The organism is Xenorhabdus ehlersii, assembly GCF_003610465.1.
GTDB lineage: Bacteria > Pseudomonadota > Gammaproteobacteria > Enterobacterales > Enterobacteriaceae > Xenorhabdus > Xenorhabdus ehlersii.
Genome location: NZ_RAQI01000002.1, coordinates 683,814 through 699,324 on the forward strand (window position 1 = coordinate 683,814; position 15,511 = coordinate 699,324).

Below are 15,511 nucleotides of genomic sequence, written 5' to 3' on the forward strand. Positions count from 1 at the left end.
GAAAAGATAACCACCCGCAACGTGGTGGTTATCTTAACTATTTCCAGTAAATCTATTTTCCAACAAATTTATCAGTTGCCTTGATGAGTTGGTGTAAAATATCGGCTTCATCAAAAGAATGGCCAGCACCTTCCACAATGTGCAATTCAGCTTCCGGCCACGCTTTTGCCAAATCCCACGCATTTTGTATCTGACATGCCATATCATAGCGACCATGGATAATCACAGCAGGGATATGTCTGATCACATCAATATGATCCAGTAATTGCTCGGTTTCATCCATAAAACCATTATTGATAAAGTAATGGTTTTCAATACGTGCAAACGCCAAGGCAAAATTATCTTCTGCAAAAGAAGCTGAACTTGTAGAAGGCAGTAATGTTACCGTTTCTCCTTCCCAGAGACTCCATAAGCGTGCAGCTTCCAACTGTACTTGCAAATCTTCATTGGTCAGCCGTTTGTTATAGGCAGCAATTACATCTTTACGCTCTTCCTCCGACAGGATAGATAATGTACGCTCCCATTTTTCCGGGAAAAAACGAGAAGCGCCTTCTTGATAATACCAATGCAACTCTTGTGGACGAAGCAAGAAAATCCCTCTTAGCACTAATTCTGACACACTATTCGGGTGTTTTTCAGCATAGGCCAAAGACAGTGTTGATCCCCATGAGCCACCAAAAACCAGCCACTTCTCAACACCCATAAGATTACGCAGCCGTTCAAGATCCTCTATCAAATGCCATGTTGTATTATTTTCCAGACTAGCATAGGGCTTAGAACGCCCACAGCCACGCTGATCAAATAACATAATATGATAGCGTTCGGGATCGAATAACTGACGATGATAGTTTGCTATCCCACCACCAGGACCACCATGTATGAATACTGCGGGCTTACCTTTCGGGTTACCGCACAACTCCCAATAAACCTGGTGTCCATCTCCCGTATCCAGATACCCTGTTTGATACGCATCATAAGCGGGATAGAGTTTTCGTTGTTCCGTCATAAAGCCCTCTCACTGTTTAAACAAAACGGGATACTTTCCCAGTATCCCGTACATATTTAAAGAAAAGATGGTGTGACAAGTTATTTACTTTACTTCACTATAACTAATAGTCTCTTTTTGGCAATCAATTATGACGTTGTAACTTTTATCTTTTTTCGTTCCTCGGACGATCAGAGGAACCTGCAATGCGTCCTTATCACCAGTAATATCATTGACATTTACCCACGCAATCGGTTTTGCAGTGCCTAATTGCTTTCTGTCTTCATCCCAGTGATTAATACGATTTTGTAAAAAATCTTGCTTAACCTGTGCCGCTACTTGATCTTTGGTTAAATTTTTACAAGAAATAAACTTCGCCACACGCTCATTATCAGCAGCGGTTGCAGTAAACGAAACAGAAAACAAAACACCTGCACTCAATAAACTAATACGACGAATAAATTGACTTGCCTTCATATTACCTCCTATTACCACCCAAAGAGTATGGATTAAAAGTTGCGATAAATTAACATGTAGTAGAAAGTAATTATGTGAGTTTTGTTAAAAATGCGTTGCGACTAGTTTTCACCGTCTTCAAATAAAACATGGATCTGCTCATGGTTCTGGTGCTTTTCGCGTAATTCCTGAGCAACAATAGCAATGGCTTCTCCGCTGCCCATTCCTTCGGAAATAAGCTGATGGATCCTTTCTACGGCTGCTTGCTGCTCTTCATGGGATAATGCTGGCATACCTGAAAACATCGTTATAACCTCAAACAAAACATAACAATTAATGGCAAACGGCGATTATAGCCTGTTTTATCTCAAGTCAGGAGCGAGATTGTGTGATAATCTCCGTGGATTAATATGTTATTCCTTATGGATTGCTAAACACCAATATTGATGCCGTCATGAAAATTGCATTACAAAAACGACAATTACCGTATTCTCCTGATCTCGCCATTCACTATTTCGCCCCCCTTTCTGCATTACCTTGGGCCATGCTGTTACATTCTGGAACCGCCGAACATCCGCATAATCGATTTGATATTATTGTCGCCGAACCTGTGACAACCCTTGTCACCCAAAGAGCATCTACCGAAATTAATTGTCATGGTAAGGTTTCTCTTTCTCAGGAAGATCCCTTCCAGCTATTAAAAGACCATCTTCACCCCTGGGGTATTGATGCTCAATTTGATCCGGACCTGCCTTTTCAAGGAGGAGCATTAGGTATATGGGGATACGATCTCGGACGACGTATTGAAAAGTTACCTGAATTAGCCACCAATGAACTGAACTTTCCTGATATGGCTATAGGTATCTACGATTGGGGATTAATTATTGATCATCAGCTAAAGAAAGTGACGTTACTGAGCTACCACAATATTGACGAACGGCTGACATGGTTAGAGTCTCTACGAGAAAACAGGAAAGAAGGTTTTTCCCTGACAAGTCCGTGGCAATCCAATATGACAGCACAGCAATACCACGAAAAAATTGCTCAAATCCATTGCTACCTACGAGAAGGGGATTGCTATCAAGTCAATTTATCACAACGGTTCCATGCTAATTATGAGGGAGATGAATGGCAGGCATTTATCCAGCTCAATGAAAGTAATCAAGCTCCCTTTTCTGCCTTTATTCGCTTGCCTGAACACTGTGTTATCAGCGTTTCACCTGAACGTTTTATTCTTTTGAAAGATCATCACATTCAGACACGCCCAATAAAAGGAACGCTGCCCCGATTACAAAACCCCACAGAGGATCAATTGCAAGCAGAGAAATTAGCAAACTCACGCAAAGATCGTGCGGAAAACCTGATGATTGTTGACTTGTTGAGAAATGACATTGGGCGAGTTGCCACTCCAGGCTCGGTCAAAGTACCTGAATTATTTGTTGTTGAGCCTTTTCCGGCCGTACACCATCTGGTCAGCACCATCACAGCAACCTTGCCCGACACATATCATGCCACAGATTTACTGCGTGCCTGTTTTCCCGGCGGCTCAATCACGGGTGCTCCTAAAATCCGAGCCATGGAAATCATTGAAGAGTTGGAACCACATCGCAGACATGGATATTGTGGTGCTGTTGGCTATATTAGTTTCTGCGGTACAATGGACAGCAATATTACTATTCGTACCTTACTGACAGAAAAAGGAAAAATTTACTGTTGGGCAGGGGGTGGTATCGTCGCAGATAGTATTGCTGAAAAAGAATATCAAGAAACATTTGATAAACTCGGACGGATCTTACCTCAATTAGGGGAACTATCTATACCATGACATCGCTCTCTGACTTCATTCATCGGTTTCAATTGCAGCTTCCTGCACGACCAGTACATTTAGCCAGCAACCAACGGAATGCTGCGGTATTATTGCCGATTATATGTAAGCCAGAGCCAACGCTGTTATTCACCCAACGTTCCGCAAGCCTCCGCTCCCACGCCGGGCAAATTGCTTTTCCGGGCGGAGCGGCAGATCCTGAAGACGCTTCCCTTATTGCCACTGCCTTGCGTGAGGCAGAAGAAGAAGTCAGTCTACCGCAAGATAAGGTACAAATACTGGGGCAATTAGCCCCCTTGGATAGCATTGGAGGTTATCGTGTCACTCCGGTAATTGGGCTTATTTCCGAACCAATCTCTTTTCGAACCAACCCAGCAGAAGTAGCGAGCATTTTTGAAATCCCGCTGTTTGATGCACTTTCCCTTCCCCATTATCGGTATCTGGATATAAAACGCCACAATCAACAGCGCCGAGTCTATTTTTATTGGCACCAAGAGCATATGATTTGGGGATTAACCGCAGCCATTATTTATCGTTTAGCACAGCAAGTGCAAAAAACGCCCTAAATTGGACACAAAACGCCACAAAACTGTGCATTACTTATCCATAATCATATCAATTGCTATTATAATTAAAAAAAAACTGTAAACTCCTTTATCAACACTACCAAATAACAGTAAAGTAGCGCGCTTTATATAAATAACTATATCTCTCTTCTTTAAAGGAGTCTGGCGTGATTAGCGTTTTCGACATGTTTAAGGTGGGTATTGGCCCATCCAGCTCTCATACTGTTGGTCCTATGAAAGCAGGCAAACAATTTGTCGATGATCTTGTAAACCAGGGGGTAATGTCCTCTATCACGCGTGTAGCTGTTGATGTATACGGCTCACTTTCATTAACCGGGAAAGGTCACCATACGGATATCGCTATCATCATGGGTCTGGCAGGTAATATGCCGGCAACTGTTGATATTGATTCAATTCCAGGTTTTATTCGTGATGTTGAGCAAACTGAACGTTTGCCGCTGGCAAATGGTTTACACGAAGTCGATTTTCCTCGCGATGGCGGTATGAACTTCCGTAGCGATAACTTATCACTGCACGAAAACGGCATGCAAATTCATGCGTTCGCCGGTGACGAAAAAGTTTACAGCAAAACCTACTACTCCATCGGTGGTGGTTTTATTGTTGATGAAGAACATTTTGGCAAGCCATCCCAGGATTCCAAACCTGTTTCTTATCCTTACAGCTCTGCGGCTGAACTACTGATGAACTGTAATAAAACAGGTTTGTCTGTTTCTGGCCTGATGATGAAAAATGAATTGGATCTACACAGCAAAGAAGAAATTGCTGAGTATTTCGCAGATGTCTGGGCAACCATGCAAGCTTGTATTGAGCGTGGCCTGAACACAGAAGGGGTTTTACCAGGCCCATTGCGTGTTCCTCGTCGTGCCGCCGCACTGCACCGTATGCTGACATCATCAAACAAATTGTCTAATGACCCAATGAATGTTGTCGATTTAATCAATATGTTTGCATTGGCCGTCAATGAAGAAAATGCGGCTGGTGGCCGTGTTGTTACGGCCCCAACCAATGGCGCGTGTGGTATTGTCCCTGCTGTTTTGGCCTATTACAACCATTGCATTGAACCTGTGACAGCGGAACTATACACGCGCTATTTCCTGGCCGCGGGTGCAATTGGTATCTTATATAAGATGAATGCCTCTATTTCTGGTGCGGAAGTTGGCTGCCAGGGCGAAGTTGGAGTTGCTTGTTCTATGGCGGCAGCCGGTCTTGCAGAATTACTCGGCGCAAGCCCTGAGCAGGTTTGTATCGCAGCAGAAATTGGCATGGAACATAACCTCGGCTTGACTTGTGACCCTGTTGCAGGCCAGGTGCAAGTTCCTTGTATTGAACGTAATGCCATTGCATCAGTTAAAGCGATCAATGCTTCCCGTATGGCACTTCGCCGTACCAGTGAACCACGTGTTTCTCTCGATAAAGTTATTGAGACCATGTATGAAACGGGCAAAGATATGAACGCGAAATACCGTGAAACTTCACGCGGTGGTTTGGCGATAAAAGTTCAATGTGACTAATATAAAATACTGCCCATTTATTATGCAATGAGCAGTATTATTGCCTATTTTTTCTACATTTGGATTTTAGCTGAAATAATATCCCTTCCATCTGGTAGGGATATTTTTTTGGCTGAAACGAGTTACTAAAGTACATTATTTTCCATTTTACGGTAAAAACATCACAATTTTTTTATAAGAAAATTAAGAAAATGTTACCGGAAACAAAAACAAACACCAAGTTATAAGAAATTATTAGAATTTTAAAATAAAATTTTATTATTTAACATAATAAAATATTGTTTTAACCTGTCAAAATAGTCTGTCTTAATTTTTCTGACTGATAGCAATTTTCTTGAAGGCTGCAAATGATATTCTAACTATATATTTACTTATGTAACAAAATATAAAACCATAACAGTTTTATGTTCACGACTATCCTATTGATTGATAGGAAGTTAAATACATTAGAAATATTGAGTATGAGCTTGCAGTAGTCTGAGTTCAATTGTTATAGAAAGGGGAAAACAAGTGAGTATAGCCATTATGATTGGCACACACGGGGCCGCGGCGGAACAGCTGCTTCGAACCACAGAGATGTTGATTGGGGAACAGGAAAATGTTTCTTATATCGACTTTGTGCCCGGTGAAAATGCTGATACGTTATTCGAGAAATACAACCAAAAGCTGGAATCGCTTGATACAGAACAAGGCGTACTGTTTTTCGTCGATACCTGGGGTGGCAGTCCATTCAATGCCGCAAACCGCATTGTGATTGATAAAGACAACTATGAAATCGTTACTGGTGTCAATGTTCCGATGCTGGTTGAAGCTTTCATGTGTCGTGACGATGATCCAACGATGGAAGAGCTGGTTGCTGTTGCATTGGAAACCGGCAAAGAAGGGATCCGAGCCCTTAAAGCAAAACAAGATGAAGATCCTGCCAAACCTGAACCCGTGAAACCCGCTGCACCTGTTTCAGTCATTTCCGCTTCATCAACCTCTGTGGGCGGCCATATGAAGATTGCCCTCGCACGCATTGATGATCGCCTTATCCACGGCCAAGTTGCTACCCGTTGGACTAAGGAAACTAACGTCAAGCGTATCATTGTCGTCAGTGATGAAGTTGCCCTGGATACTGTTCGCTCCACCTTGTTGAAACAAGTTGCACCTCCCGGTGTTAGCGCTCATGTTATAGACGTTGCCAAGTGCGTTCGGGTTTATAACAACCCCAAATATGCCGGTGAACGTGTCATGCTACTATTCACCAATCCAACAGATGTTCTGCGCATTGTCGAAGGTGGCGTCGCTATCGAATCCATAAACATCGGTGGCATGGCTTTCCGTCAAGGAAAAACCCAGATCAACAACGCGATTTCCGTTGATAAGACTGACATTGAAGCCTTTGAAAAACTGAACTCTCGTGGCATAGAACTTGAAGCTCGTAAAGTTGCTAGTGATACCCGTTTGAACATGATGGATCTGCTGAAAAAAGTTTAACCATAAAAACAAATGTCATTTTATTAACCATTACTCAATAACAAAATTCTTACCAAATTACATTTGGTTACAGGAGAAAAACAATGGAAATTACCGTTGTTCAATTTGTGTTGATATTCATCGTTGCCTGTATCGCAGGTATGGATTCAATTCTTGATGAATTTCAATTTCACCGACCATTAGTTGCTTGTACATTAGTCGGTTTAGTGCTTGGCGATATAAAAACCGGCATTATCATCGGCGGAACACTGGAAATGATTGCCCTTGGCTGGATGAATATCGGTGCAGCAGTCGCCCCCGATGCAGCATTGGCTTCTATCATTTCAACCATTCTGGTTATCGCAGGTGGGCAAGATGTCGGTGCCGGTATCGCACTGGCTATTCCACTGGCAGCAGCGGGCCAGGTTCTGACTATCATTGTCCGTACCTTGACTGTTGGTTTCCAACACGCAGCCGACAAAGCAGCAGAAAACGGCAATCTTCGCGCAATTAGCGTCATTCACGTTTCAGCTTTGCTGCTCCAGGCTATGCGAATCGCCATCCCTGCCCTGATTGTTGCTGTATCAGTAGGAACTTCTGAAGTTCAGCATATGTTGAATTCCATTCCACAAGTGGTTACCAGCGGCCTGAATATCGCCGGTGGTATGATCGTGGTTGTCGGTTATGCAATGGTGATTAACATGATGCGCGCAGGTTATCTGATGCCATTCTTCTACCTTGGTTTCGTAACTGCGGCCTTCACTAACTTCAACCTTGTCGCATTAGGTGTGATTGGTATTGTCATGGCAATCCTATATATCCAGCTTAGCCCAAAATATAATCAATCACAGGCAGCCACCCATGCTGGTAATACCCCAAACGACCTTGATAACGAATTAGATTAAGAGGATAAACAACATGTCAGAGGCAACAAATATGGGTCAGAAAAAGCTGACACAAAGCGATATTCGTGGTGTATTCCTCCGTTCTAACCTATTTCAAGGATCGTGGAACTTTGAGCGTATGCAGGCACTCGGTTTCTGCTTCTCAATGATACCTGCCATTCGTCGCCTGTACCCAGAGAATACCGAAGAAAGGAAGCAAGCTCTCAAACGACATATGGAATTTTTTAATACTCATCCTTATGTTGCAGCGCCTATTCTTGGTGTCACCATGGCAATGGAAGAGCAACGGGCCAATGGGGCTGACATTGATGACGGGGCTATCAACGGTATCAAAGTGGGTTTGATGGGTCCTTTAGCGGGTGTAGGTGATCCTATTTTCTGGGGAACTGTTCGTCCGGTATTCGCTGCTCTGGGTGCAGGTATTGCCATGAGTGGCAGTCCGCTAGGCCCTATTCTGTTTTTCCTCCTGTTTAATTTAGTGCGATTACTTACCCGTTACTTGGGTGTGGCTTATGGCTACAAAAAAGGATTGGATATCGTTAAAGATATGGGGGGGGGGTTCTTGCAGAAAATGACGGAAGGAGCGTCAATTCTCGGCTTGTTTGTCATGGGTGCACTCGTCAACAAATGGACCAAAGTGAATATTCCGCTAGTGGTTTCTGAAGTTCCTGATCCAATCACGGGTGAGATGAAAGTGACTACAGTTCAAACCATCCTTGACCAGTTAATGCCTGGGCTAATGCCATTGTTGTTAACATTTGGCTGTATGTGGCTACTGCGGAAGAAAGTCAATCCGTTATGGATTATCATCGGCTTTTTCGTGCTGGGGATCGTCGGTTTCCGTTTTGGTTTCCTTGGCTAGATCTGATATTCCTGCATGACTTGAATATTCGGGGAGGTTTTACCTCCCCTTTCTTTGTCAAGACAATAATTTCCCATGCACTATAAAAATAGGGATTAAAAATGAGTTTGAATGATATTGTTCTAATAGTTTTAATTGTATTAATGCTCGCTTTTGCGATTTATGATGAATTTATTATCAATCAGCTCAAAGGAAAAACGCTGTTAAATATCAAACTCAAAAGAAAACAGCGAATTGATGCGCTGATATTTATCATTTTGATTGCCATTATTATTTACAATAATGTCATATCACATGGCAGTCAGTTTACGACCTATTTATTAATATTTATCATCTTGGTGACATTATATCTTGGTTATATTCGCTCACCAAAACTAATATTCAAAAAACAAGGCTTTTATTATGCTAACCGTTTTTTTTCTTATGAAAGCATTAGCGCAATGAATTTATCTGAAGACGGCATTCTCATGATGGATTTAGGGCAAAACAAAATATATCTATCCGTAACAAAGCTGGATGACTTAGAAAAAATTTATCACTTTCTTATTAACAACAGATGATTTCTCTTGGCGGATTCGACTAAATAAGATCAATAATTCACATTGGTCTTATTTCCCTCCTAAATAGAGACAGATAACGATAAGCATTATCATTTTCATATTTAAAATATGGCAAAATATTTTTTGCCTTTTATTCTTAATATGATATTGTCCGTCATAGTCATTGGGGAGTAGCCTGTTCCAGAAAATCTCTGGAAAATTCGTATCAACATACTCGTTTAAAATAAAACGTGGTACGAATACCTAAAGAACCTAATAACATCCAGGTTTTTATGTCCCCGTTATATTTCAAGTGACAATTAACAAAGTGGCAGCTTGAAAGATACGGGGATAAATCGGTTGGCAAGACCATAGACACATAACAGCGCCGTTGGTTGGGGGTGTGTTGTGTGTGTATGGAATCACCCAACCGAGGCTATTTTAATGAATCTCTATGCAACACTTATTCTCGCGCTTGCCCTTTCCATGGATGCTTTTGCCGCTGCCGTAGGAAAAGGAGCCGCCCTCCACCGACCTCATTTTCGCGAAGCCATCCGCACAGGTATCATCTTTGGCTTGGTTGAAGCCTGTACGCCTTTAATCGGTTGGTCATTGGGCCTGTATGCCAGCCAATATATTATGGAATGGGATCATTGGATTGCCTTTTTCTTGCTCTTGATCCTTGGCTGCCGCATGATAATTGATAGCTTCAAACGTGAACCTGAAACTTCTTATCAAGCTACTCCTCAACGCCATAGTTCAGTGGCATTGGTTCTCACTGCAATTGCAACCAGTCTGGATGCTATGGCAATTGGTGTCGGTCTTGCCTTCCTACAAGTTGATATTCTTCACACTGCCATGACAATTGGCCTTATGACTATGATTATGGCCACATTAGGCATGTTAATTGGTCGTTATATTGGTCCGCTATTGGGTAAAAGAGCCGAGTTGGTTGGGGGATTGGTCTTAATTGCCATTGGCTTCAATATATTATTCGAGCATCTTAAATTATTTTGGTATGCGGAATAAGGCTATTATTATCGTTTTCCATGTTGTAACTTTATTAACTGCACTTACTCCGGATACATAGCGCTATATTCCGGAGATGTGTTCTCTTACCATCGTGCTACTCCGGCTTAATAAGATGACAGCCGTCTTTTGATTATCAAATACGTCGATATATTTTTAACGTGAAATCTGCTTCACAATTAAACTGTTCTCTCGATATCAAATGCGTTTTAATTTCTTCTGATGCCCGCCAGGCAAAAGGGGTCATCTGCAATAAATTATGTGCTTGTTCACCCTTTAATGACATTGTATAGGCCAGCGTTTCGGTTGAAATTAATTCAAATTCTTCCCATTGTTCCTGATTTTCAGGATGTAAATGCACTTCCTGATAAATAAGCTCTTTCAATTGATACAAGTGACGAGGCCCTGGCGTTACCGTCAGGACGATACCACCTATTTTCACCACTCGAGCCAATTCTGTTGCCTTGCAAGGAGCATAGATCCGTAAAATACCCTCCAATGAACTGTCCGCAAATGGCAGCCGATGGCTAGATGCTACGCAGAAATTAACATCGGGATAACGCCTGGCACCATAACGAATTGCGACTTTCGCCACATCCAATCCATACACTACCAATTTCCGCTGAAGATTGAGCTGTTCCTGAACCGCCGCTGTGTAATAACCTTCACCACAACCAATATCCAGCAAAATTTCAGCGCTTTCTGGTAAATATTCACCAAGCAACTCAACTGTTTTTTGTTGCAGGGCTTGATAATGGCCTGAGTGCAAAAATGCCCTTCTCGCTTGCATCATCTCCACACTATCCCCTGGCTCTTTTGAGCGTTTATGCTGAACGGGCAGTAAATTGACGTACCCTTCTTTTGCACAATCAAACTGGTGATTGTTTTCGCAACGCCATTGGTAGTTAGCAAACAGTAATGGTGAGTGACATAAAGGACATTGATAAGACATAACATTCCGATGGATAGGGAAAAATCAGGGACATACTATACCATATTTTTGATACATACGTTTTTTAACCCTCTCTTTTGAAATTTAAGCCCGACACTCAATTATGTTACTAAATTAAAGAAATTGGATTGACTATTTCCGACATAATATTTATTTTTTTACCATTAATTAACATTTTTATCACGAAGTGAGGGTAACATGCCATACGATAATCTAGAGACCAAACGGCTTCTATTAAAAAAACTCGCTTATGACGACGCTATTCAAATTCAGCAAAAATTTCCTCATTGGCATGTCGTCAAATACTTAGATAGCAGCGCAGTTCCCTGGCCATATCCTGACGATGGCGCAGAATATTTTGTCAAAAACGTGGCTTTTCCCACCATACAATCAGGAAAAGGCTGGTTATGGTCTATTCGGGTAAAAAAACATCCCGATGAACTCATCGGTATGATCGGGTTACATGATAGGCAAGATAATAACCGAGGATTTTGGCTTTCCTTAGAGCATCAAGGCCAAGGATTGATGCGTGAAGCCTGTGAAAAAGTGACTGATTATTGGTTTCACGTACTGGGGAAATCCGTTCTTAGAACACAAAAAGCCAGTATTAACTACGGTTCGAAAAAAATCTCAATAGCACAAGGAGAAAGGCTGATAAAAGTGGAAGAAAAAGAGTATGTTTCAGGAAAATATGATTGTGAGTTCTGGGAAATAACTAGGGAAGAATGGTGTAATCGGCATGTGCTTTCTTAATAAATTTTAACCCATTTATTAATCCTGCATTTTCTGCCTGGGAAACTGGGCTTGCAGGAATGGCAGTAATAATAAACCTATCATTACCGCACAGACAGAAATGGTAATAAATAACCCCTTCCAATGATAATGTTTTAAAATAATGGCAAAAGGATAACCAGCAAGTGCAGCACCAGTATAAGCGAAGAGACCGACAAACCCCGTCGCCGCCCCCGCCGAATCCTTATGGGAACATTCTGCGGCAGCCATACCAATCAATAATTGTGGACCAAAAACAAAAAATCCAATCGTGAAAAAACCAATGGATTGAAAAATCACACCAGTCATAGGCATCAACCATAAGGCAGCCACCGATAAGAAAATACCCATCGCAAATATCAAGTTCATCGGCCCGCGATTACCACCAAACACTCTATCCGATCCCCAGCCTGCCACCAGCGAGCCTATAAAACCACCCACTTCAAAAAGTGATAATACTGCGTTCGCACTGACTAAATCATAATGATGATATTCTGTCAGATACAGATTTCCCCAATCGTTAATAACCGTACGGACGAGATAGACCAAAACGTAACTCAGAGAAAGCAACCAAATATATTTATTGCAAAAAACATAGGTTTTCAGTATTTCTTTGGTGGTTAGCCCTTGCCCTTGATTTTCCTGTACCTTTTCTAAATGATCATTACGAAATTGACCAATGGTCGGTAATCCCATTGTGGCAGGCTTGTCACGTAATCGCCAACATAAAAATATCCCAGCCAAAATACCTAGACAGCCCGGCACAATAAATCCTTCTCGCCAGCTAAAATTTAATGTTAAGAAACTGACAAACAACGCAACCAATGCACTGCCTATATGGTGTGATGTATTCCATAGAGACCACCAAAAACCACGCTCTGAGCGAGAATACCAACTGGTGAGCAATTTGGCACAAGGCGGTGAACCCCAGCCCTGAAACCACGCATTCAATATCCACAAAAAGGTAAACATCACAATCGAGCTGGACAAACCAAAAAAGATATTGATGATCCCTGTGGCAATTAACCCGATTCCCATGAAATAACGCGGGTTGGAGCGATCAGAAATAATACCGGAAAGAAACTTGGAACAACCATAAGTGATATAAAACAGAGTTCCAATTAGGCCAATTTCCCCTTTATCAAGGCCGAGATCGGTTATCATGGCAGGCATCGCATAATTGAAACTTTTACGGGTAAAGTAAAACAGCGCATATCCCACATAGAGACTCAGCATAATATGCAAGCGCCAGTAGCGATACTGTTGCCGGATCTCTTCAGCAGATAGCGGCTCGTCATGTACCTGCCTGGATTGAGAAGAAGCTGTCATGACCGTATCTTAAAGTTTAGGCAAGATGATAGACAAATCCGTCCCCGAAGGTGTCGAATCACCTTGTCGTTTTTCACTATGAATTAAGAACGTCCCTCCCAGGGCCTGCACACGTTCCCGCATACCACGTAAGCCAAACCCTTTCATATGATCCTCAGATTTACAACCAATACCATTATCTCTGATCAATAAATGGATCATCCCGTTGATGGAAAAATGCAATCCAATACGATCCGCTTGAGAATATTTCATGGCATTATTCAGCGCTTCCTGACAAAGACGATATAATGTAATTTGAGTTGTGTCACTTAGCTGCTCAATTGCCACAGCTGAATCCGTTTCCCAATAAACTTCTACCAATATGCCATGGGACTCAAATTCCATATCCCGCAATAATTGTTCAATAGCCTCTTTCAAACCGAGATCATCAAGAATTTTAGGCCGCAGCCGGCTAAGTAAGCCTTTAGTTGTATCATAGACATTGAGGGATAACGATTCGATAGTTTTAGCGCAATTAGCGCTAATCGGTGCTACTTCTATCCGCTGGATAATATTGGCCTGCGTACGAATGGCGGTAATATTCTGACCAATTTCATCATGCAATTCACGTGCAATTTCCCGCCTTACCGACTCTTCTGCTTTCACCAATTGACGGGACAAGCTGTGATTACAATGAAGCTGGCGCTTTAACTGTGCATTAAGGTCACGCTGACGCTGCACCGCCATCCCCAGCATGATCCCCGTTAACGTTTGAGCCAACAATGATAACAAAAGATCCGTTATCTCTATATTCGAAACACTATTATTCGAGACACCATTGCGTGCGGCAATCAAAGCAATACTGTTTAGCAAAGTGCCAACCACAGCGCCTTGCCAGCCGTAGCGAAAAGCCAGCAAGATAATAGGAATGGCCAGACAAAATGGAGCAAAATAACGCAACTCATTCGGCAAACCAACTTGAAGAAAAATATTCATTATAAACAATGAACTATAAAGAATAATGTGTTTCAGATGAAACTGAATACGATGCGATACAAGATTAGCAGTCAGGGGAAACCAAATATTTTGGAACAGGTAATGCCATACTAAATAGCACAAAGGAACTAACATGACACCACCGGTTAAACTCACCAAAAATGCAATACTCAAAGCAGAATTATGATTACTGATCGCCGCCACATTAATTATGGATGTTGTCAGAATGATAGCCACCATAACTGCAAACCGCTGCCATTGACTGCCACAATAGTAGCGACTGGCAAACCAAACAAGAGGAAAACTGGCCATGCTGGCAGTTAATACCGTCAGCCATTGTAGCTGCCCCATTAAGAGCGTCAAACAGATGGTAAGCCCCCATTCTGCGCCGTAAATAGTCGTCCAATAACGCTTGGGTGTATGAAGAGTAATGCCGAGGCGCAAAGCAAAAGGAAAAAATAGAATAGCCAGTTCAGAGTCATTGACAAAATAGTAGGCGATGACCCATAAGCAGAACCACCAACAAGAAAACAGTAACCAGCCGCAAAATGAATTAATCAGATATTGACGCATTAAAGATCACTAGTGGCAAAATAATTCGCCAAACCAACGTTATTCGTTACCCCTAATTTACTCATCGCATTGGCTCGATGGACATGTACGGTTTTATGGCTTAATCCTAATTCAGCCGCGATGGCTTTAACATCCATACCACTAGCCAACATCTCTCCAACTTGTCGCTCTCGTCTAGTCAGGTATTCCAATGAAGACGGATTGCTCTTTGATGACGTTAAATTAAGTACAATATCCGGTGTAAGATAACAACCATTATTGGCTGTAGTCCGCACCGCTTGAATCAGTTCATCCGGGCTGCAACGTTTACTGAGATAACCACGCGCACCGGCTTTCAAGGCATTCTCCACCATTGTGGCAGAGTCATGAACACTCAGCATAATACAGGTAATGCCTGAGGGAAGATCTTTCAGTAGTGAAAGCCCGCTTTCATCTTTCATTGAAATATCAAGAATACAAACCGTTGCCCCCGATCCCGGTAATCCTTGTCTGGCTTCAGCACATGAACTGAACTCCCCCACGACTTCAACATCAGACTCTAAATTCAGCAACTGAGCGAATCCTGAACGTACAACAACATGATCATCAACTAATGCTACTTTAATCATCATCATTTATTATCGAATTAAGTATCGGACTAAACTACCCTTATTAATATTGCTTCGCAATAGTACGTCATAGATAGAAAATAGGGGATATCAGGGCACAAAGTGATGAAAAAATGCTACTGCGGATATACAGCAGCATCAGTAAG

The 15,511-nt window shown here is 42.1% G+C and carries 16 protein-coding genes and 1 riboswitch; of the genes, 9 read left to right on the forward strand and 7 right to left on the reverse strand.

Going from position 1 to position 15,511, the window contains the following annotated elements; translation table 11 throughout:
* Positions 1–52: 52 nt before the first annotated feature.
* From pip to BDE27_RS09085, 3 genes are all read right to left on the reverse strand, one after another.
* Positions 53–1,006 (reverse strand): prolyl aminopeptidase, encoded by a 954-nt coding sequence (gene pip, locus BDE27_RS09075; protein ID WP_099131318.1) that lies wholly within the window; start codon positions 1,004–1,006, stop codon positions 53–55.
* Positions 1,007–1,090: 84 nt separating this feature from the next.
* Complete coding sequence (gene yebF, locus BDE27_RS09080) at positions 1,091–1,462, reverse strand: protein YebF (protein WP_099131319.1); 372 nt, start codon at positions 1,460–1,462, stop codon at positions 1,091–1,093.
* Positions 1,463–1,563: 101 nt separating this feature from the next.
* Entirely contained in the window at positions 1,564–1,746 is a 183-nt protein-coding gene (locus BDE27_RS09085; RefSeq protein WP_099131320.1) for a YoaH family protein, read from the reverse strand.
* 149 nt (positions 1,747–1,895) lie between these two features.
* On the opposite strand from BDE27_RS09085, the gene pabB reads away from it, so the two are divergent.
* The 8 genes from pabB (at position 1,896) to mntP (ending at position 10,157) form a co-directional block, all read left to right on the forward strand.
* Complete coding sequence (gene pabB, locus BDE27_RS09090; RefSeq protein ID WP_099131321.1) at positions 1,896–3,266, forward strand: aminodeoxychorismate synthase component 1; 1,371 nt, start codon at positions 1,896–1,898, stop codon at positions 3,264–3,266.
* Positions 3,263–3,832, forward strand: a complete 570-nt coding sequence (locus BDE27_RS09095) for a CoA pyrophosphatase (protein WP_099131322.1) — start codon at positions 3,263–3,265, stop codon at positions 3,830–3,832. Before pabB ends, BDE27_RS09095 begins: the two co-directional genes overlap by 4 nt.
* Positions 3,833–3,999: 167 nt before the next feature.
* Positions 4,000–5,364: an L-serine ammonia-lyase gene (locus BDE27_RS09100; RefSeq protein ID WP_099131323.1), complete on the forward strand. Its 1,365-nt coding sequence runs from the start codon at positions 4,000–4,002 to the stop codon at positions 5,362–5,364.
* A 510-nt stretch (positions 5,365–5,874) separates the two neighbouring features.
* Entirely contained in the window at positions 5,875–6,843 is a 969-nt protein-coding gene (gene manX, locus BDE27_RS09105; protein WP_099131324.1) for a PTS mannose transporter subunit IIAB, read from the forward strand.
* 83 nt (positions 6,844–6,926) lie between these two features.
* A complete protein-coding gene (locus BDE27_RS09110) occupies positions 6,927–7,727 on the forward strand; it encodes a PTS mannose/fructose/sorbose transporter subunit IIC (RefSeq protein ID WP_099131325.1) in 801 nt (266 codons plus the stop codon).
* A gap of 13 nt (positions 7,728–7,740) precedes the next feature.
* Positions 7,741–8,589, forward strand: a complete 849-nt coding sequence (locus BDE27_RS09115) for a PTS mannose transporter subunit IID (protein WP_167450570.1) — start codon at positions 7,741–7,743, stop codon at positions 8,587–8,589.
* Between the two features lie 101 nt (positions 8,590–8,690).
* Positions 8,691–9,149 carry a DUF986 family protein gene (locus tag BDE27_RS09120; RefSeq protein WP_099131327.1) on the forward strand — a complete coding sequence of 153 codons (459 nt, stop codon included), beginning with the start codon at positions 8,691–8,693 and terminating at the stop codon, positions 9,147–9,149.
* Positions 9,150–9,300: 151 nt separating this feature from the next.
* Positions 9,301–9,426, forward strand: a riboswitch (yybP-ykoY riboswitch).
* Positions 9,427–9,572: 146 nt separating this feature from the next.
* Complete coding sequence (mntP, locus tag BDE27_RS09125) at positions 9,573–10,157, forward strand: manganese efflux pump MntP (protein WP_143707513.1); 585 nt, start codon at positions 9,573–9,575, stop codon at positions 10,155–10,157.
* Between the two features lie 136 nt (positions 10,158–10,293).
* Here mntP and rlmA read toward each other — a convergent pair whose 3' ends face one another.
* Positions 10,294–11,109, reverse strand: a complete 816-nt coding sequence (gene rlmA, locus BDE27_RS09130) for a 23S rRNA (guanine(745)-N(1))-methyltransferase (RefSeq protein ID WP_099131329.1) — start codon at positions 11,107–11,109, stop codon at positions 10,294–10,296.
* Between the two features lie 198 nt (positions 11,110–11,307).
* On the opposite strand from rlmA, the gene BDE27_RS09135 reads away from it, so the two are divergent.
* Positions 11,308–11,862: a GNAT family N-acetyltransferase gene (locus tag BDE27_RS09135; protein WP_099131330.1), complete on the forward strand. Its 555-nt coding sequence runs from the start codon at positions 11,308–11,310 to the stop codon at positions 11,860–11,862.
* 18 nt (positions 11,863–11,880) lie between these two features.
* On the opposite strand, the gene uhpC is transcribed toward BDE27_RS09135, so the two are convergent.
* From uhpC to uhpA, 3 genes are read right to left on the reverse strand one after another with little or no spacing between them, the layout of a single operon-like run.
* On the reverse strand, positions 11,881–13,209 hold the full coding sequence (gene uhpC / locus BDE27_RS09140) for an MFS transporter (protein ID WP_099131331.1): 1,329 nt from the start codon (positions 13,207–13,209) through the stop codon (positions 11,881–11,883).
* A gap of 9 nt (positions 13,210–13,218) precedes the next feature.
* Positions 13,219–14,757 carry a signal transduction histidine-protein kinase/phosphatase UhpB gene (uhpB, locus tag BDE27_RS09145; RefSeq protein ID WP_099131332.1) on the reverse strand — a complete coding sequence of 513 codons (1,539 nt, stop codon included), beginning with the start codon at positions 14,755–14,757 and terminating at the stop codon, positions 13,219–13,221.
* Positions 14,757–15,365, reverse strand: a complete 609-nt coding sequence (gene uhpA, locus BDE27_RS09150) for a response regulator transcription factor UhpA (RefSeq protein ID WP_099131470.1) — start codon at positions 15,363–15,365, stop codon at positions 14,757–14,759. Before uhpA ends, uhpB begins: the two co-directional genes overlap by 1 nt.
* Positions 15,366–15,511 lie beyond the last annotated feature (146 nt).